This window comes from Streptomyces sp. CB03234 (assembly GCF_001905885.1).
Classification (GTDB): domain Bacteria; phylum Actinomycetota; class Actinomycetes; order Streptomycetales; family Streptomycetaceae; genus Streptomyces.
In genome coordinates this window covers 491,579-510,406 of the sequence record NZ_LIYH01000003.1, presented here as the reverse complement: position 1 = coordinate 510,406, position 18,828 = coordinate 491,579, and the positions used below count along the sequence as shown (strand labels likewise).

The 18,828-nt window shown below is 69.3% G+C and carries 12 protein-coding genes; 10 read left to right on the top strand and 2 right to left on the bottom strand.

Annotated elements, in window-relative coordinates; translation table 11 throughout:
• Positions 1-296: 296 nt before the first annotated feature.
• The 10 genes from ngcE (at position 297) to recQ (ending at position 14,786) form a co-directional block, all read left to right on the top strand.
• The gene (gene ngcE, locus AMK26_RS15465) at positions 297-1,748 is read left to right on the top strand and encodes an N-acetylglucosamine/diacetylchitobiose ABC transporter substrate-binding protein (protein ID WP_073755199.1); all 1,452 of its coding nucleotides are present in this window, start codon (positions 297-299) and stop codon (positions 1,746-1,748) included.
• 58 nt (positions 1,749-1,806) lie between these two features.
• Positions 1,807-2,730, top strand: a complete 924-nt coding sequence (locus AMK26_RS15460; RefSeq protein ID WP_073755198.1) for a carbohydrate ABC transporter permease — start codon at positions 1,807-1,809, stop codon at positions 2,728-2,730.
• Between the two features lie 11 nt (positions 2,731-2,741).
• The gene (locus AMK26_RS15455) at positions 2,742-3,677 is read left to right on the top strand and encodes a carbohydrate ABC transporter permease (protein WP_073755197.1); all 936 of its coding nucleotides are present in this window, start codon (positions 2,742-2,744) and stop codon (positions 3,675-3,677) included.
• Between the two features lie 206 nt (positions 3,678-3,883).
• Positions 3,884-5,083: an ROK family transcriptional regulator gene (locus tag AMK26_RS15450; protein ID WP_073755196.1), complete on the top strand. Its 1,200-nt coding sequence runs from the start codon at positions 3,884-3,886 to the stop codon at positions 5,081-5,083.
• A gap of 122 nt (positions 5,084-5,205) precedes the next feature.
• The gene (locus tag AMK26_RS15445) at positions 5,206-6,309 is read left to right on the top strand and encodes a substrate-binding domain-containing protein (RefSeq protein ID WP_073755195.1); all 1,104 of its coding nucleotides are present in this window, start codon (positions 5,206-5,208) and stop codon (positions 6,307-6,309) included.
• A gap of 713 nt (positions 6,310-7,022) precedes the next feature.
• The gene (locus tag AMK26_RS15440; protein WP_073755194.1) at positions 7,023-7,817 is read left to right on the top strand and encodes an ATP-binding cassette domain-containing protein; all 795 of its coding nucleotides are present in this window, start codon (positions 7,023-7,025) and stop codon (positions 7,815-7,817) included.
• The gene (locus tag AMK26_RS15435) at positions 7,814-9,097 is read left to right on the top strand and encodes a sugar ABC transporter permease (RefSeq protein ID WP_073755193.1); all 1,284 of its coding nucleotides are present in this window, start codon (positions 7,814-7,816) and stop codon (positions 9,095-9,097) included. The genes AMK26_RS15440 and AMK26_RS15435 overlap by 4 nt, the downstream gene beginning before the upstream one ends.
• A gap of 163 nt (positions 9,098-9,260) precedes the next feature.
• Positions 9,261-11,180 carry a 1-deoxy-D-xylulose-5-phosphate synthase gene (dxs, locus tag AMK26_RS15430; protein WP_073755192.1) on the top strand — a complete coding sequence of 640 codons (1,920 nt, stop codon included), beginning with the start codon at positions 9,261-9,263 and terminating at the stop codon, positions 11,178-11,180.
• A gap of 182 nt (positions 11,181-11,362) precedes the next feature.
• The gene (locus AMK26_RS15425; RefSeq protein ID WP_198944073.1) at positions 11,363-12,847 is read left to right on the top strand and encodes an amino acid permease; all 1,485 of its coding nucleotides are present in this window, start codon (positions 11,363-11,365) and stop codon (positions 12,845-12,847) included.
• 82 nt (positions 12,848-12,929) lie between these two features.
• Positions 12,930-14,786 carry a DNA helicase RecQ gene (gene recQ, locus AMK26_RS15420; RefSeq protein ID WP_073755190.1) on the top strand — a complete coding sequence of 619 codons (1,857 nt, stop codon included), beginning with the start codon at positions 12,930-12,932 and terminating at the stop codon, positions 14,784-14,786.
• 566 nt (positions 14,787-15,352) lie between these two features.
• On the opposite strand, the gene AMK26_RS15415 is transcribed toward recQ, so the two are convergent.
• Together AMK26_RS15415 and AMK26_RS15410 are read right to left on the bottom strand one after the other, a co-directional pair.
• Positions 15,353-17,482, bottom strand: a complete 2,130-nt coding sequence (locus tag AMK26_RS15415; RefSeq protein WP_073755189.1) for a 3-hydroxyacyl-CoA dehydrogenase NAD-binding domain-containing protein — start codon at positions 17,480-17,482, stop codon at positions 15,353-15,355.
• A complete protein-coding gene (locus AMK26_RS15410; protein WP_073755188.1) occupies positions 17,479-18,693 on the bottom strand; it encodes a thiolase family protein in 1,215 nt (404 codons plus the stop codon). Before AMK26_RS15410 ends, AMK26_RS15415 begins: the two co-directional genes overlap by 4 nt.
• Positions 18,694-18,828: the final 135 nt, after the last annotated feature.

The window sequence follows — 18,828 nt, the reverse complement described above, 5'->3', positions numbered from 1 at the left end:
CGTGACGGGAAGATCGAATTCAGCCGTTCTGCCGAACCTTCGCGACACGAATGCGTACCCGGCGGTTCCGGGTTTCCCGGAGGTCTCAACTCGGGAAAGACTGCTGCCCAAAGCTGCTTTCGATCTTGCTCAGTTGACGAGAAGTGGACTATACCTGTCGGCGTCCAGCACTGCACGACCACCCAGCACCTGCACGACCCAGCAATTGACCGCGGTGGCGGGGCCCTTTCGCTTCTGGCGAGCAGGACGGGCGACCGGTACACCGCCTGAGTCCTGGAGAAAGCGAGGACTTGAGCATGGGATCCACCTCCGCCCGCAACGACGGTGACGGCCTCGGCCGTCGCGACCTGATCAAGCGGTCCGCCGCGCTCGGCCTGATCACCGTACCCACCATGGGCGTCCTGTCCGCCTGCGCCACCGGTGGTGGTGGCGGCAACGACAAGGAGACCAAGGCCCCCGGCGGCCCCAAGTCCGAGAAGAACCCGCTCGGCGTGGCCAAGGGCGCCCCGCTGGAGGCGTTCATCTTCAAGGGCGGCCTCGGCGACCAGTACGCCAAGGACGCCGAGGCCGACTACAAGGCCACCTACGGCGCCGAGGTCAAGCACACCGGCACCCAGCAGGTCGGCCCCAAGCTCACCCCGCGCTTCGCGGGCGGCAACCCGCCGGACGTCATCGACAACTCCGGCGCCGACCACCTCGACATGAACAAGCTGTCCACCCAGGGCCAGCTCCAGGACCTCGCCCCGCTGCTCGACGCGCCGTCGCTCGACGACCCGGCGAAGAAGGTCCGCGACACGATCCACCCGAGCACCGTCGAGAAGGGCAAGCACGGCGACACCTTCGACGTGCTCTACTACGCCTTCACCATCTACGGCACCTGGTACTCGCAGAAGCTGCTCGCCGACAAGGGCTGGGCCTACCCCAAGACCCTCTCGGAGATGGTCACCCTCTGCGGCGAGATCAAGAAGGCCGGCATCGCCCCCTGGACGTACGCGGGCAAATTCCCCTACTACGTACACTTCAATCTCTTCGCCCAGATCGCCAAGATCGGCGGCATGGAGAAGTGGATCGCGATCGACAACCTGGAGCCCAATGCCTGGACCTCCAACGACGCGGTCAAGGAGGTCGTCGAGCACTACGAGGAGCTGGCGGCCAAGAAGTACTTCCTCGAAGGCAGCCAGGGCCTGACCCACATCCAGTCCCAGACCGCCTGGAACAAGGGCAAGGCCGTCTTCATCCCCAACGGCTCCTGGGTCGAGAACGAGGCCGCCCCCACCACGCCCGCCGACTTCGGCATGGCGGTCGGCGCCCTCTTCGACGGCACCGGCGACAAGATGCCGCACGGCACCCTGCGCGCCGAGCCGAGCGAGCCGTACATCGTCGCGGCCAAGGGCAAGAACCCGGCCGGCGGCATGGAACTGCTGCGCATCATGCTCTCCAAGAAGCACGCCCAGAACTTCGCGACGAAGGTGAAGTCCCTGACCTGTGTCATGGACGCCACCCAGGGCATGACCCTCTCGCCCGGCCTCGCCTCCGCCAGCAAGGTCTTCAAGGAGGCGGGGGACAACCTGATCAGCCTCCAGCTCCAGGAGTGGTACCCGGCGCTCACCGACGAGAAGATCGGCGGCCTGACCGGCCAGCTGCTCGCCGGCGAGCTGAAGGCCGCCGACTGGATCAAGAAGACGCAGGCCGAGTGCGACAAGGTGGCCAAGGACGACTCCGTCACCAAGTTCAAGCGCACCGTGTGATGTGCCGGATCACCTGACCTGACAGTTCGACAGACGAGGGGAAGGGCCGGGGAGCACCATGCAACACGGCAAATACCGATTCATCGTGGGCTTCCTGGCCCTGCCTCTGCTCATTTACGGCGTTTTCGTCATCTCGCCGTTCGTCCAGGCATTCCAGATCTCCCTGACCGACTGGTCCGGCCTGGTGGGCACCGCGGAATTCGTGGGCCTGGACAACTTCAGCAAGCTGTGGGAGAGCGACGAGTTCTGGAACGCGCTGCGCCACAACGTCTACATGCTGGCGCTCGTCCCCGTCGTCACGCTCGCGCTGGGCCTTTTCTTCGCCTTCATGCTCAATGTGGGCGGCCGGCGGCGGAAGAACGAAGTCGTCACCGGTGTCGCCGGCTCCACGTTCTACAAGTTCGTCTTCTTCTTCCCACAGGTCATCTCCATCGCGATCATCGCGGTCATCTGGTCCAACATCTACAACCCGGACCCGGACGACGGCATGCTCAACTCCCTGCTGGGCGCGGTCGGGCTGGACGGGCTCCAGAATTCCTGGCTGGGGGAGAAGAGCCTCGCGCTGTGGTGCATCAGCGCGGTCATGGTCTGGGGTCACGTCGGTTTCTACGTGGTGCTGTTCTCCGCCGCGATGGCCTCCATCCCCCGGGACATGTACGAGGCGGCCCTCCTCGACGGCGCCAACCGCTTCGACACCTTCTTCCGGATCACCCTCCCGCTGCTGTGGGACACGGTCCAGACCGGCTGGGTGTACATGGGCATCATCGCCCTGGACGCCTTCGCGCTGGTCCAGATCATGTCAGTGAACATGGGCGGCCCGGACGGCGCCACGGACGTCATGCCGCTGCGGCTGTACCTGACGGCCTTCCGGGACAGCCAGTTCGGCTACGCCTCCGCCATGGGCGTCGCGATGCTCATCGTCACCATGACGTTCGCAGTGCTCACGATGCGCTTCGCGCGCCGTGAGCGGATCGAGTACTAGGGGTACGGCGGATGACGACCGAAGAGATCGAAGAGATCGACGCGGTGACCAAGCAGGAGACCACGCCTGTAAAGGTCACCCGGCGCCTCGGCCCGACGACCGGCCGCACCTCCGAGGGTGGGGTGCTCAACGTCTTCTCCCACGGCATCCTCGTCATGTGGGCGCTGATGGTCGGCGTGCCGCTGCTGTGGGTGGCGTGGAGCGCCTTCAAGGACAGCAACGGCATCCTGACCGACCCGTGGGGCCTGCCGACCGTCCTGCACTGGGAGAACTGGTCCAACGCGTGGAACGACGCGAACATGGGCCAATACTTCATCAACACGGCGATCGTGGTCGGCGGGTCGGTGATCGGCACGATGGTGCTCGGGTCGATGGCCGCGTACGTCCTGGCGCGCTTCACCTTCCCCGGCAACCGGTTCATCTACTATCTGTTCGTCGCCGGCATGTCCTTCCCGGTCTTCATGCTGGTCATTCCGCTCTTCTTCGTCATGCGGGACTTCCCGGGCAGTTCGCTGCTGGCGACCTACCAGGGGCTGATCCTGGTCTACATCGCGTACTCGCTGCCCTTCACCGTCTTCTTCATGACGGCGTTCTTCCGTACGCTGCCGACGTCGGTGGCCGAGGCGGCGATGATCGACGGCGCCTCGCACACGCGGACGTTCTTCCAGGTGATGCTGCCGATGGCCAAGCCCGGCCTGATCAGCATCGGGATCTTCAACTTCCTGGGGCAGTGGAACCAGTACCTGCTGCCGATGGTGCTCAATCAGCAGGAGGACAAGTACGTCCTCACCCAGGGGCTGGCGATGATCGCCCTGCAGCAGGGTTATGAGAACGACTGGGGCGCGCTGATGGCCGGAATGATGATTGCCATGCTCCCGGTGCTGATCGTCTACTCGGTCTTCCAGCGCCAGGTGCAGTCCGGGCTCACGGCCGGTGCGCTGAAGTAGTTCACGTCACAAACCGAAACGGCTCGTCGCTGGAGCGATCGCTCCCGACGGGCCGTTTCCCTACGTCATGCACCTAAATATCCGATTCCTCCGCATCTCCTTCGCTCATCAGAGGCCGACAACGCTCAAGGTCTTGACGGGGACCAACCCAAAAGGCTCAGCTTAGAGTTCACATGTTGGAGAAAACGGCAGGAGTGAGTGAGTCGATGGAGACTCCGGGGTCGCAGACATCTCTGCATCGGGCCAATCTCGAGCGGGTCGTGCGCGCGGTGCGTATGGCCGGTTCGCTCACCCAGGCGGAGATCGCCAGGACCACCGGCCTCTCCGCCGCCACGGTCTCCAACATCGTCCGGGAACTCAAGGACGGCGGCACCGTCGAGGTGACCCCCACCTCCGCGGGCGGCCGCCGGGCCCGCAGCGTCTCGCTCAGCGGCGACGCCGGCATCGTCATCGGCGTCGACTTCGGCCACACCCACCTGCGGGTCGCCGTCGGCAACCTGGCCCACCAGGTGCTCGCCGAGGAGTCCGAGCCACTCGACGTCGACGCCTCGTCCGAGGAGGGCTTCGGCCGGGCGGAAGCGCTGGTCAAGCGGCTGATCGCGGCCACCGGGATCGGCCAGGACAAGGTGGTCGGCGTCGGCCTCGGCGTACCCGGCCCCATCGACGTCTCCTCCGGGACCCTCGGTTCCACCTCGATCCTGCCGGGGTGGACCGGCATCAACCCCAGCGAGGAGCTCTCCGGCCGCCTCGGCGTGCCGGTGTACGTCGACAACGACGCCAACCTCGGTGCGCTCGGCGAGCTGGTCTGGGGCGGCGGGCGCGGCGTCAAGGACCTGGCGTACATCAAGGTCGCCAGCGGTGTCGGCGCCGGTCTGGTGATCGACGGGCAGATCTACCGGGGCCCCGGCGGCACCGCAGGCGAGATCGGCCACATCACGCTCGACGAGTCCGGCCCCGTGTGCCGCTGCGGCAACCGCGGCTGCCTGGAGACGTTCACCGCCGCCCGCTACGTCCTGCCGCTGCTCCAGCCCAGCCACGGGGCGGACCTGACCATGGAGCGGGTCGTGCAGCTGGCCCGCGAGGGCGACCCGGGGTGCCGACGGGTGATCGGGGACGTCGGCCGCCACATCGGCAGCGGCGTGGCCAACCTGTGCAATCTCCTCAACCCCAGTCGCGTCGTCCTGGGCGGCGACCTCGCCGAAGCCGGGGAACTGGTCCTCGGGCCCATCCGGGAGTCGGTCTCCCGGTACGCCATCCCCAGCGCCGCCCGGCACCTGTCGGTCGCTCCGGGGGCGCTCGGAGGCCGCGCCGAGGTGCTCGGCGCGCTCGCGCTCGTGCTGAGCGAAATGGGCGATTCGACCCTTCTTGAGAGCGCCCTGTCGCCGGTCGCTCCTGCGTTCACTTAGATAACGGATGGCACCGTTGTCATCTCGTTGTCAATTTACTCCTTGACGACGACGTTACGGCCGAGTTGACTTCCAGCCACCTCGGCCGCAACGTCGCGGCCTCGTCAGGGAGGCAACCCCACATGAACGCAATGACGCGACGCATCGTCATAGGCACGGCAGCGGTTTCCATGGCCGCTTCCCTCGTCGCTTGTGGCAAGGCGGGCGACGGCGGCGACACCGCCGGCGGCAGTGGAGGCGACAGCAAGACCATCGGTCTGCTGCTGCCGGAGAACAAGACGACCCGCTACGAGACCTTCGACCGCCCGATCATCGAGGCGAAGATCAAGGAACTGTGCGACGACTGCGAGGTCAAGTACAACAACGCCGCGCAGGACACCGAGACCCAGAAGAAGCAGTTCGACGCGCTCGTCACGCAGGGCGTCAAGGTGATCATCCTCGACTCGGTCGACTACAAGGCCACCAAGTCCTGGGTCCAGGGCGCGGAGAAGCAGGGCGTCAAGGTCGTCGCGTACGACCGTCTCGCCGAGGGCCCGATCTCCGCGTACGTGTCGTACGACAACGAGAAGATCGGCCGCCTGCAGGGCGAGGGCCTGGTCAAGGCGCTCGGCGCCAAGGCCAAGGACAGCAACGTCGTCATGATCAACGGCTCGCCGACCGACCCGAACGCCCCGCTGTTCAAGAAGGGCGCGCACAGCGTCCTGGACACCGGCGTCAAGAAGGTCGTCTACGAGCAGGACATCCCGGACTGGTCCCCGGACGAGGCCAACAAGAAGATGGGCGCCGCCATCGACTCCCTGGGCAAGGACGGCTTCCAGGGCGTCTACTCGGCCAACGACGGCATGGCCGGCGGCATCATCACGGCCCTGAAGAAGCAGGGCATCAAGGTCCCGGTCGGCGGCCAGGACGCCGAGCTCGCCGGCCTCCAGCGCATCCTGACGGGTGACCAGGCCTTCACGATCTACAAGCAGATCAAGCCGGAGGCCGAGACCACGGCGGAGATCGCGGTCCGCCTGCTCAAGGGCGAGAAGATCGACGACCTGACCCCGACGAAGGTCACCAGCCTCACCGGCGAGTTCAAGGACATCCCGGCCAAGCTGTACGACGCGCAGATCGTGACCAAGGAGAACATCGCCTCCACGATCATCGCGGACAAGGTCTACAAGGCCGCGGACATCTGCACGGCCGAGTACAAGGCGGCCTGCGCCGCGGCCGGCATCAAGTAGCCCGCCCCCGTACCGGTCCGGCGCCCGCGCCCCACGCCCCGCAAGCACGGCCGGGCGCCGGACTCCCTCCCGGGGCCTCCCGCCCCGGCGGCCCTCGGTCACCGGCCCGCGGGCGGGACCAGTGCCCCGGCCGACGGCCGGTCGCCGGTCCCGGCCCGGGAATCGGGTCGAACCACCCTCGCGGGCACCGACCGACGACTCGGACCACTGGCCCCGGCCGACGGCCACCGGCCACGACTGCGGCCAGCGGCTCGGCCCCAGGGCCAGCGGTCGGCGGTTACGGCCACCGGCTTTCGGTCGGCGGTCATGGCCACCGGACCAGGGCCAGCGGTTATGGCCACCGGCTCACGGTCGGCGGTCATGGCGACCGGCCCAGGGCCAGCGGCTACGGCCTTCCGGCTACGGCTACCGGCCTTCCGGCCAGGGCTACCGGCCCACGGCCACCGGCTACGGCCACCGGCCTTCGGGCCACGGCTACCGGTCCAGGGCCAGCGGTCATGGCTACCGGCCTTCCCCACCGGCCCACGGCCACGGCCAGGGCCACCGGCCTTCCGGCCAGGGCCACCGGCCCACGGCCACCGGCCACGAACACCCGGCCTTCCGGCCACGAACATTCGGCCACCGGCCGGGCCGGCGGCCGGTGGCAGTCCAGACTTCCGTCCACCCCCCAAGCTCCACGTACCACCATCCCCGCCGGACAGGCGGCGAAGGAGATGATTCACGTGTCCGCTACGCCCGTGCTGGCGTTGCGCGGAGTCTCCAAGCGGTTCGGCGCCGTCCAGGCGCTGACCGACGTAGACCTGGAGATCCACGCCGGTGAGGTCGTCGCCCTGGTCGGCGACAACGGCGCCGGCAAGTCGACGCTCGTCAAGACCATCTCGGGGGTCCACCCCATCGATGAAGGCGCCATCGAATGGGAGGGCAACGCGGTCAGGATCAACCGGCCGAACGACGCCCAGGACCTCGGGGTCGCCACCGTCTACCAGGACCTGGCCCTCTGCGACAACCTCGACGTCGTCGCCAACCTCTTCCTCGGCAGCGAGCTGAAGAGCCTCTCCGTCCTCGACGAGATCGCGATGGAGAAGCGCGCCAAGGAGCTGCTGGACACCCTGTCCATCCGCATCCCCAGCGTCCGCATCCCCGTCGCCTCCCTCTCCGGCGGTCAGCGCCAGGTCGTGGCCATCGCCCGCGCCCTGATCGGTGACCCCAAGATCGTCATCCTGGACGAGCCGACCGCCGCCCTGGGCGTCGAGCAGACCGCCCAGGTGCTCGACCTGGTCGAGCGGCTGCGCGAGCGCGGCCATGGCGTCATCCTCATCAGCCACAACATGGCCGACGTCCGCGCCGTCGCCGACAAGGTCGCCGTCCTCCGCCTGGGCCGCAACAACGGTGTCTTCGACGTCAAGGACACCACCCACGAAACGATCATCGCCGCGATCACCGGCGCCACGGACAACGCCGTGACCCGCCGCCAGGCGCGTACGGCCACGAAGGAGGACGCGAAGTGAGCGACCTCACCAAGACCCCCGAGAACGAGACCCAGGGCTCCGCCGCCCCCATCCCGGCCGTCGACCCCCGTCTCCTCGTACGCGAGGAGGGCCTCAAGGGCTACTGGACCGAGTTCACCCGCAAGGTGCGTGGCGGTGAGCTGGGCTCCCTCCCGGTCTTCATCGGCCTGATCGTCATCGCGATCGTCTTCCAGTCGCAGAACAGCAACTTCCTGTCCGCCAGCTCCGTCGCCAACATCGCCGTCTACACCTCCGGCCTCGGCATCATGGCGGTCGGCATCGTCTTCGTCCTGATCCTCGGCGAGATCGACCTGTCGGTCGGTTCCGTCGCGGGCGTCGGCGCCGCCGTCTGGGCCGTGCTCAACGTGAGCAACGGCATGAACGACTGGCTCGCCGTCGCGATCGCCGTCCTCTCCGGCCTCGCGCTCGGCCTGCTCCACGGCTTCTTCTTCGCCAAGATCGGCGTACCGGCGTTCGTCGTCACCCTCGCCGGCTTCCTCGGCTGGAGCGGCCTGCAGATCTGGCTCATGGGCCAGGAAGGCTCCATCAACGCCCCCACCGGCAGCGTCGTCGAGCACCTGACCGGCTACTACTTCGAGGACAAGGCCGCCGCCTACGGCCTCGCCCTGGTCGCCGTCCTCGCCTACGCCGCGTCGCTGCTGCTGGACAGCAAGCGCCGCAAGGCCGCCGCGCTGCCGGCTCGCCCGGTCAGCGAGATCGGCCTGCGCGCCGGGGTCGTCGCGGTGCTCTGCTTCGTCGTCGCGTACGTCCTGAACGAGCCCGCAGGCGCCCGCGGCCTGCCGCTTGCCCTGGTGCTCTTCCTCGCCGTCCTGGTCGTCGCCGACTTCGTCGCCCGCCGCACCACCTTCGGCCGGCAGGTCTTCGCGGTCGGCGGCAACGCCGAGGCGGCCCGCCGCGCCGGTATCAACGTCGACCGCGTCCGGATCCTGGTCTTCGGCCTCTCCGGCCTGCTCGCCGCCTTCGGCGGCCTCTTCGTGGCCAGCCTCTCCGGCGGCGCCACCAAGAGCCTGGGTGGCGGCAACACCCTGATGCTCGTCATCGCGGCGGCCGTCATCGGCGGCACCAGCCTCTTCGGCGGCCGCGGCAAGGTCTGGTCCGCGCTGCTGGGCATGATCGTGATCCAGTCGATCCAGCAGGGCCTGAACATGCTGGGTATGGCCTCGGAGATCCAGTACATGATCACCGGCGCGGTGCTCCTCGCCGCCGTCGTGATCGACTCGGTCTCCCGCCGTACGCAGAAGACCGCTGGTCGCGCATAGTGTGACCATCGCAATGCCCGGCGCCGACAACCGGCGCCGGGCATTGCTGCGTCTGAACCAATGGCTGACGTATTACGCACCGCCCGATGACCATCGTCACGGGCGGAACATTAGACTCGACAAAATCGGCAGCTCGACCAGCTCAACACGCAAGGAGGCACGGGTGGCTCTGCTGACCCGTATCACGGGCCCGCGCGATCTCGACCGGCTCTCCCAGGAGCAGCTGGACCAGCTGGCCGCGGAGATCCGGTCCTTCCTGGTGGACGCCGTCTCCAAGACCGGCGGGCACCTCGGCCCGAACCTCGGCGTGGTCGAGCTGACCATCGCCCTGCACCGCGTCTTCGAGTCCCCGAAGGACAAGATCCTCTGGGACACCGGCCACCAGTCCTACGTCCACAAGCTGCTCACCGGCCGCCAGGACTTCTCCAAGCTGAAGATGAAGGGCGGCCTGTCCGGCTACCCCGCGCGCGCCGAGTCCGAGCACGACGTCATCGAGAACAGCCACGCCTCCACCGTCCTCGGCTGGGCCGACGGCCTCGCCAAGGCCAACGAGGTCCTGGAGAAGGACGACCACGTCGTCGCCGTCATCGGTGACGGAGCCCTCACCGGCGGTATGGCCTGGGAGGCGCTCAACAACATCGCCGAGGCCAAGGACCGCCCGCTCGTCATCGTCGTCAACGACAACGAGCGCTCCTACGCCCCGACCATCGGCGGCCTCGCCAACCACCTCGCCACGCTTCGTACCACCGACGGCTACGAGCGCTTCCTCGCCCGTACCAAGGAGATCCTCGACCGCACGCCGGTCGTCGGAAAGCCGCTGTACGAGACGCTGCACGGCGCGAAGAAGGGCCTGAAGGACTTCATCGCCCCGCAGGGCATGTTCGAGGACCTCGGCCTGAAGTACGTCGGCCCCATCGACGGCCACGACATCGAGGCCCTGGAGTCCGCCCTGACCCGCGCCAAGCGGTTCGGCGGCCCGGTCATCGTGCACTGCCTCACCGAGAAGGGCCGCGGCTACCAGCCCGCCCTCGCCGACGAGGCCGACCGCTTCCACGCCGTCGGCAAGATCCACCCGGACACCGGCCTGCCGATCTCCTCCTCCGGCGCCGACTGGACCGGCGTCTTCGCCGACGAGATGGTCAAGCTCGGCCACGAGCGCGAGGACATCGTCGCCATCACCGCCGCCATGCTGCAGCCGGTGGGCCTCGACAAGTTCGCCAAGGCCTTCCCCGACCGGGTGTACGACGTCGGCATCGCCGAGCAGCACGGCGCCGTCTCCGCGGCCGGCCTCGCCACCGGCGGGCTCCACCCGGTCTTCGCGGTGTACGCCACGTTCCTCAACCGCGCCTTCGACCAGGTCCTCATGGACGTCGCCCTGCACAACTGCGGAGTGACGTTCGTCCTCGACCGGGCCGGCATCACCGGCACCGACGGCGCCTCCCACAACGGCATGTGGGACATGTCGATCCTCCAGGTCGTCCCCGGCCTCCGCATCGCCGCCCCGCGCGACGCCGACCAGGTCCGCGCCCAGCTGCGCGAGGCCGTCGAGGTCGACGACGCGCCGACCGTCGTGCGCTACTCCAAGGGCGCGGTCGGCCCGGCCGTCGAGGCCGTGGGCCGCATCGGCGGCATGGACGTGCTGCGCGAGGCCGGCACGGACCGGCCCGACGTCCTCCTGGTCTCCGTCGGCGCGCTCGCGCCCATGTGCCTGGAGATCGCCGACCTGCTCGACAAGCAGGGCATCTCCACCACCGTCGTCGACCCGCGCTGGGTCAAGCCGGTCGACGAGGCCATGGCGCCGCTCGCCGACCGCCACCGGGTCGTCGTCACCGTGGAGGACAACGGCCGCGTCGGCGGCGTCGGCTGCGCGGTCGCCCAGGCGCTGCGCGACGCGGGCGTCGACGTACCGCTGCGCGACTTCGGCATCCCGCCGCGCTTCCTCGACCACGCCTCCCGCAAGGAGGTCATGGCCGAGATCGGGCTCACCGCCCCCGACATCGCCCGCCAGGTCACCGGCCTGGTCTCCAAGCTGGACGGCCGGTACGAGGACGAGGACGCCGAGATCGAAGCCGCCCGCGACTGACGTCCGCGCGTCCCGCCATTGGACCGGTCGGAGTACCCCGAGGGGTTTCCGGCCGGTCCTTTCGTGTGAAAGGCCCCCTCAGGACGGGCGCCGTCCAGCACCCCTCTCGATCATGGGCGACAGAGGCCGATGGCTACGGAGGTACGCCGGTGAGTATGGGCCAGAAATCACGCGATACCGGGATGTTCCGGACAAAGAGCATCGAGCAGTCGATCCAGGACACCGAGGAGCCCGAGCACGCACTCAAGAAGTCGCTGTCCGCCTGGGACCTGACGGTCTTCGGCGTCGGCGTCATCATCGGCACGGGCATCTTCGTCCTCACCGGAAAAGTGGCCAAGGAGACCGCCGGCCCCGCCACAGCCCTCGCCTTCGTCACGGCGGGCATCGTCTGCGCGCTGGCCGCCCTCTGTTACGCGGAGTTCGCCTCGACCGTCCCGGTCGCCGGGTCCGCGTACACCTTCGCGTACGCCTCCCTCGGCGAGCTGCCGGCCTGGATCATCGGCTGGGACCTCGTCCTGGAGTTCGCCCTCGGCACCGCGGTGGTCGCCGTCGGCTGGTCCGGCTACGTACGCTCACTGATGGACAACGTGGACTGGCACCTGCCCGCCGGTCTGCAAGGCCCGGACGTGGAAGGCGGCACCTTCGACCTCCTGGCCTTCCTGCTGGTGCTGGTCCTCACGGTGATCCTGGTGCTCGGCATGAAGCTGTCCGCCAACATCACCGCCCTCGTCGTGGCCATCAAGGTCACCGTGGTCATGATCGTGATCATCGCCGGCCTGTTCTTCATCGTCGGCGACAACTACTCGCCGTTCATCCCCGACCCCGTCACCCCGCCGGCCTCCTCCGGCTGGGACGCGCCGCTGGTCCAGACGATCTTCGGCTACGAGCCGACGAACTTCGGCGTCATGGGCATCTTCACCGCCGCGTCCGTCGTCTTCTTCGCCTTCATCGGCTTCGACGTGGTGGCCACCGCCGCCGAGGAGACCAAGCTGCCGCAGCGCGACATGCCGCGCGGCATCCTCGGCTCGCTCTTCATCTGCACCGTGCTGTACGTCGCCGTCTCGCTCGTCGTCACCGGCATGCAGCACTACAGCCAGCTGTCGGTGAGCGCCCCGCTGGCCGACGCCTTCAAGGCGACCGGGCACCCCTTCTACGCCGGTGTGATCAGCTTCGGTGCCGCCGTCGGCCTCACCACCGTGTGCCTGATCCTGCTCCTCGGCCAGACACGGGTGTTCTTCGCGATGAGCCGCGACGGGCTGCTGCCGCGGTTCTTCTCCGTCACACACCCCAAGTTCCGCACCCCCTACCGCCCCACCATCCTCCTCGGCGTGCTGATCGCCATCATCGCCGGCTTCACCAGCATCAACGAGCTGGCGACCCTGGTGAACATCGGCACGCTCTTCGCGTTCGTCGTCGTCGCCCTCGGCGTGATCATCCTGCGCCGCACCCGTCCCGACCTGCACCGCGCGTTCCGCACCCCGTGGGTGCCGTTCATCCCGATCCTCTCGGTCGCCGCGTCGGTGTGGCTGATGCTCAACCTGCCCGGCGAGACGTGGTTCCGCTTCGCGGTCTGGATGGCCGCCGGCATCGTCGTCTACTTCGTGTACGGACGCCCCCGCAGCCGCCTGGGCGCTCGCGTGCGCGCGGCGGGCACGAAGGCCCCGTAGCGTCGGCCGTAGCCCTACCAGACAGCCGGCCGCCCCGTTCGCCGTTTGGGCCGTTCGGGGCGGTCGCTCGTAGAATCGCCGGATGACTTCCCCCGGCGACGACCACGTGGACCACGAGACCGACGACGCCCTGCGGGTACTGGGCAAGGTCTTCGGCTACGACTCCTTCCGCGGCGAGCAGCGGGAGATCATCGAGCACGTCGTGGGCGGCGGTGACGCCCTGGTCCTCATGCCGACCGGTGGCGGCAAGTCGCTGTGCTACCAGATCCCCGCGCTGGTCCGCCCGGGCGTCGGGGTCGTCGTCTCGCCCCTCATCGCCCTCATGCAGGACCAGGTCGACGCGCTGCGGGCGGCCGGAGTACGGGCCGGGTTCCTCAACTCCACCCAGGACCTGGACGAACGGCGGCTGGTCGAGGCCGAGTTCGCCGCCGGTGAGCTGGACCTGCTGTACCTGGCGCCGGAGCGGCTGCGGGTCGAGTCGACGCTCCAGCTGCTCCAGCGCGGCACGATCTCGCTGTTCGCCATCGACGAGGCGCACTGCGTCGCCCAGTGGGGCCACGACTTCCGCCCCGACTACCTCCAGCTGTCCACGCTCCACGAGCGGTGGCCGGACGTGCCGCGCATCGCCCTGACGGCGACCGCAACCCGGGCCACCCACGCCGAGATCGCCACCCGGCTGAACCTCACCGGCGCCCGGCACTTCGTGGCCAGCTTCGACCGCCCCAACATCCAGTACCGCATCGCCCCCAAGAACGAGCCCAAGCGGCAGCTGCTGGAGCTGATCCGCGGCGAGCACCCGGGCGACGCGGGCATCGTGTACTGCCTGTCCCGGGCGTCCGTCGAGAAGACCGCGGCGTTCCTGGTGGAGAACGGCATCGACGCCGTCCCCTACCACGCGGGCCTCGACGCCCGCACCCGCGCCGAGAACCAGGCCCGGTTCCTCCGCGAGGACGGGCTCGTCGTCGTCGCGACGATCGCCTTCGGCATGGGCATCGACAAGCCCGACGTACGCTTCGTCGCCCACCTCGACCTGCCGAAGTCGGTGGAGGGCTACTACCAGGAGACCGGCCGCGCCGGGCGCGACGGCCTGCCGTCCACGGCCTGGCTGGCGTACGGGCTCCAGGACGTCGTCCAGCAGCGCAAGATGATCGACGGCTCCGAGGGCGACGCCGAGCACCGCCGCCGGCTCGCCGCGCACCTCGACGCCATGCTCGCCCTGTGCGAGACGGTCGAGTGCCGCCGGGTACGGCTGCTGGCGTACTTCGGCCAGGAGTCCACCGCGTGCGGCAACTGCGACACCTGCCTGTCACCCCCGAAGTCGTGGGACGGCACGATCGCCGCGCAGAAGCTGCTGTCGACGGTCGTACGCCTGAAGCGGGAGCGGAACCAGAAGTTCGGCGCGGGCCAGATCATCGACATCCTGCTCGGCCGCAAGACGGCGAAGGTCATCCAGTTCGACCACGACGCCCTGAGCGTCTTCGGCATCGGCACCGAACTGAACGAGTCCCAGTGGCGCGGCGTCGTACGCCAGCTCCTCGCCCAAGGGCTCCTCGCCGTCGAGGGCGACTACGGCACGCTCGTCCTGACCGACACCTCCGCCGACGTCCTCGGCGGCCGCCGCGAGGTGCTGCTGCGCAGCGAGCCGGAACGCCCGGCCCGCGCGGCCAAGTCGGGCGGCGCCGCCAAGCGCGCCCCGGTCGCCGACCTCCCCGAGGAGGCGCTCCCCGTCTTCGAACGGCTCCGCGCCTGGCGCGCGGCGACCGCCAAGGAGCAGGGCGTCCCCGCGTACGTCATCTTCCACGACGCCACCCTCCGCCAGATCGCCGCCGCCCCGCCCGCGACCCTCGCGGAGCTGGGCGGCGTCAGCGGCGTGGGCGAGAACAAACTGGCCAAGTACGGCGAGGCCCTCCTCGCCGCGCTCGCGAACCCCGAGCCCTGACCGCCCCGGTTCGCCCCCGCGCCGTCCCCCACTCCACACGGGGCGGCCACCCCGTCGTGCCTCCCGCCCCGTTGCGGGCAGTCGCCCCGCTGGGCGGTGCCTGGCCCTCCCCGTTGTGGGGCGTCGTCCGGTGGGGCGGTGCCTCCCCGTTGTGGGCGGTCGCCCCGCTGGGCGGCTCCCCCCCCCGTTGTGGGCATTCGTCCCGCTGGGGCGATGGGGGTCCCCCCTGCTCGACCGAAGCCGAGAGCTTGGGGGAGGGTGGGCACAACGGGACGGGGCGGTGCCCTTGCGGCGGCTCCTCCCGGGGCGGTGCCCGTTCCCGGTTCGCCCCGGTGCCGTGCGGGTCGGTGGCCTGCCGGGGCGTGGGGGGCGTGGCCCCTCCGGGCTCACCTCCTCGAGGCCGGCGGCCTCAGGTACGGGCAAGGGAGCCGTCACGGAGCCGCCAGCCTCTGCGGGGGCGACCCTGCACGGCCCCACCCCGGCCGGTGGCGATCTGCGGGCCGGTGGGGGGCAGAAACGGCGGACGGGCCGCAGGGGAAGCCCCTGCGGCCCGTCACCCCGTGCGGTTACGCCGGGACGCTCGCCACGCCCTGCGCCAGGAAACGCTTGCCGTTCACGCGCTCCGAGACACCCTCGCGGTCCAGGTACGGCGTGATGCCGCCCAGGTGGAAGGGCCAGCCGGCGCCCGTGATCAGGCAGAGGTCGATGTCCTGGGCCTCGGAGACGACGCCCTCGTCCAGCATCAGGCCGATCTCCTGCGCCACCGCGTCCAGGACGCGGTCCCGCACCTGCTGCTCGGTCAGGACGACATCGCCCTGCTTCAGCAGCGCCGCGACCTCGGGGTCGAGCTCGGGCTTGCCCGAGTCGTAGACGTAGAAGCCGCGCTTGCCGGCCTCGACGACGGCCTTGAGGTTCGGGGAGACCTTGAAGCGGTCCGGGAAGGCGCGGTTCAGGGTCTCCGAGACGTGCAGACCGATCGCCGGGCCGACCAGCTCCAGGAGGACCAGCGGCGACATCGGCAGGCCGAGCGGCTCGATCGCCTTCTCGGCGGTCTCGACCGGGGTGCCCTCGTCGATGACGTTCTGGATCTCGCCCATGAAGCGGGTGAGGATGCGGTTCACGACGAACGCCGGGGCGTCCTTGGTGAGGACCGCGGTCTTCTTCAGCTTCTTCGCCACGCCGAAGGCGGTGGCGAGCGAGGCGTCGTCCGTCTTCTCGCCGCGCACGATCTCCAGGAGCGGGAGGATCGCGACCGGGTTGAAGAAGTGGAAGCCGACCACGCGCTCCGGGTGCTGGAGCTTGGAGGCCATCTCCGACACCGACAGCGACGAGGTGTTGGTGGCGAGGATCGCGTGCGCCGGGGCGACCGCCTCGACCTCCGCGAACACCTTCTGCTTGACCGACATCTCCTCGAACACGGCCTCGATGATGAAGTCCGCGTCCGCGAAGCCCTCGGCCTTGTCCAGCACGCCGGAGACCAGGCCCTTGAGGCGGTTGGCCTTGTCCTGGTTGACGCGGCCCTTGCCGAGCAGCTTGTCGATCTCGGCGTGGACGTACCCCACACCCTTGTCGACACGCTCCTGGTCGATGTCGGTCAGGACGACCGGCACCTCCAGGCGGCGCAGGAACAGCAGCGCCAGCTGCGAGGCCATCAGGCCCGCGCCGACGACGCCGACCTTGGTGACCGGGCGGGCAAGGCTCTTGTCCGGCGCGCCCGCCGGGCGCTTGGCGCGCTTCTGGACCAGGTTGAAGGCGTAGATGCCGGCGCGCAGTTCGCCGCCCATGATGAGGTCGGCGAGCGCGGTGTCCTCGGCGTCGAAGCCCTTCTGCAGATCGCCGTCCTTGGCCGCCTCGATGATGTCCAGGGCGCGGTACGCGGCCGGGGCCGCGCCGTGCACCTTGGAGTCCGCGATGAACCGGCCACGCGCGACCGCCGCGTCCCAGCCCTCGCCGCGGTCGACGTCCGCGCGCTCGACCACGATCTCGCCCTTGAGGACGGACGCCGTCCACAGCAGCGACTGCTCCAGGAAGTCCGCGCCCTCGAAGATCGCGTCGGCGATCCCGAGCTCGTAGACCTGCGCGCCCTTGAGCTGCTTGTTCTGGTTGAGCGAGTTCTCGATGATCACCGAGACCGCGCGGTCCGCGCCGATCAGGTTCGGCAGGATCGTGCAGCCGCCCCAGCCGGGAACCAGGCCGAGGAAGACCTCGGGAAGCGAGAACGCCGGCAGCGCGGCCGACACGGTGCGGTAGGTGCAGTGCAGACCGACCTCGACACCGCCGCCCATCGCCGCGCCGTTGTAGTACGCGAAGGTCGGCACGGCCAGCGCCGACAGCCGCTTGAAGACGTCGTGGCCGCCCTTGCCGATGGCGAGCGCGTCCTCGTGGCGCTTCAGCAGCTCGACGCCCTTGAGGTCGGCGCCGACGGCGAAGATGAACGGCTTGCCGGTGATGCCGACACCGACGATGGTGCCCTCGGCCGCCTCCTTCTCGACCTGGTCGATGGCGGTGTTGAGGTTCGCCAGCGACTGCGGGCCGAAGGTGGTCGGCTTGGTGTGGTCGAAGCCGTTGTCCAGCGTGATCAGCGCGAACCGGCCCGCCCCGAAGGGCAGGTCGAAGTGGCGTACGTGGGCGCTGGTGACGACCTCGTCCGGGAACAGCTCGGCCGCACCCTTCAACAGCTCAGCGGTGGTGCTCACTTGCCCTCCCAGTGGGGGTTTTCCCAGATGACCGTGGCGCCCATGCCGAAGCCGACGCACATCGTGGTGAGGCCGTAACGGACCTCCGGCTGCTCCTCGAACTGCCGCGCCAGCTGCGTCATCAGACGTACGCCGGAGGAGGCGAGCGGGTGGCCGAAGGCGATGGCGCCGCCGTACTGGTTGACGCGCGCGTCGTCGTCGGCGATGCCGTAGTGGTCGAGGAAGGCCAGGACCTGGACGGCGAAGGCCTCGTTGATCTCGAAGAGGTTGATGTCCTCGATCGACAGGCCGGCCTTGGCCAGGGCCTTCTCGGTCGCCGGGATCGGGCCGTAGCCCATGACCTCCGGCTCGACGCCGGCGAAGGCGTACGAGACGAGGCGCATCTTGACCGGCAGGCCGTTCTCGCGGGCGAAGTCCTCGGACGCGATGATCGACGCGGTGGCGCCGTCGTTGAGACCCGCGGCGTTACCGGCGGTGACGCGGCCGTGCGTACGGAACGGCGTCTTCAGGCCGGCCAGGCTCTCCAGGGTGGTGCCCGGGCGCATCGGCTCGTCGGCGGTGACCAGGCCCCAGCCGGTCTCGCCGGCCTCCGCGTTGGTGCGGCGCACCGAGATCGGCACCAGGTCCTGCTGGATCTTGCCGTTGGCGTACGCCTTGGCGGCCTTCTCCTGGCTGCGCACCGCGTACTCGTCGGCGCGCTGCTTGGTGATGTGCGGGTAGCGGTCGTGCAGGTTCTCGGCGGTCATGCCCATGAACAGGGCGGACTCGTCGACCAGCTTCTCGCTGACGAACCGCGGGTTGGGGTCGACGCCCTCGCCCATCGGGTGGCGGCCCATGTGCTCGACACCACCGGCGATGACGGCGTCGTACGCGCCGAAGGCGATCGAGCCGGCGACCGAGGTCACGGCGGTCAGCGCGCCCGCGCACATGCGGTCGATGGAGTAGCCGGGCACGGACTGCGGCAGACCCGCGAGGATGCCCGCCGTGCGGCCCAGGGTCAGGCCCTGGTCGCCGATCTGCGTGGTCGCGGCGATGGCGACCTCGTCGATCTTCGCCGGGTCCAGACCGGGGTTGCGGCGCAGCAGCTCCCGGATGGCCTTCACGACGAGATCGTCGGCGCGGGTCTCGTGGTAGATGCCCTTCGGGCCCGCCTTGCCGAACGGGGTGCGGACGCCGTCGACGAAGACGACGTCCCTGACGGTACGAGGCACGATGGCTCTCCTCCAGGGTGCGGGATGGCACTGCTGCGGGCACGCGGCTAAGCGCGCGCTTGCACAGCCCATGCTACTTGCGGGTAACCATGCTGCACAGTCCCCCCGCCCGGAGCGGTGAACGTCACACCGCGT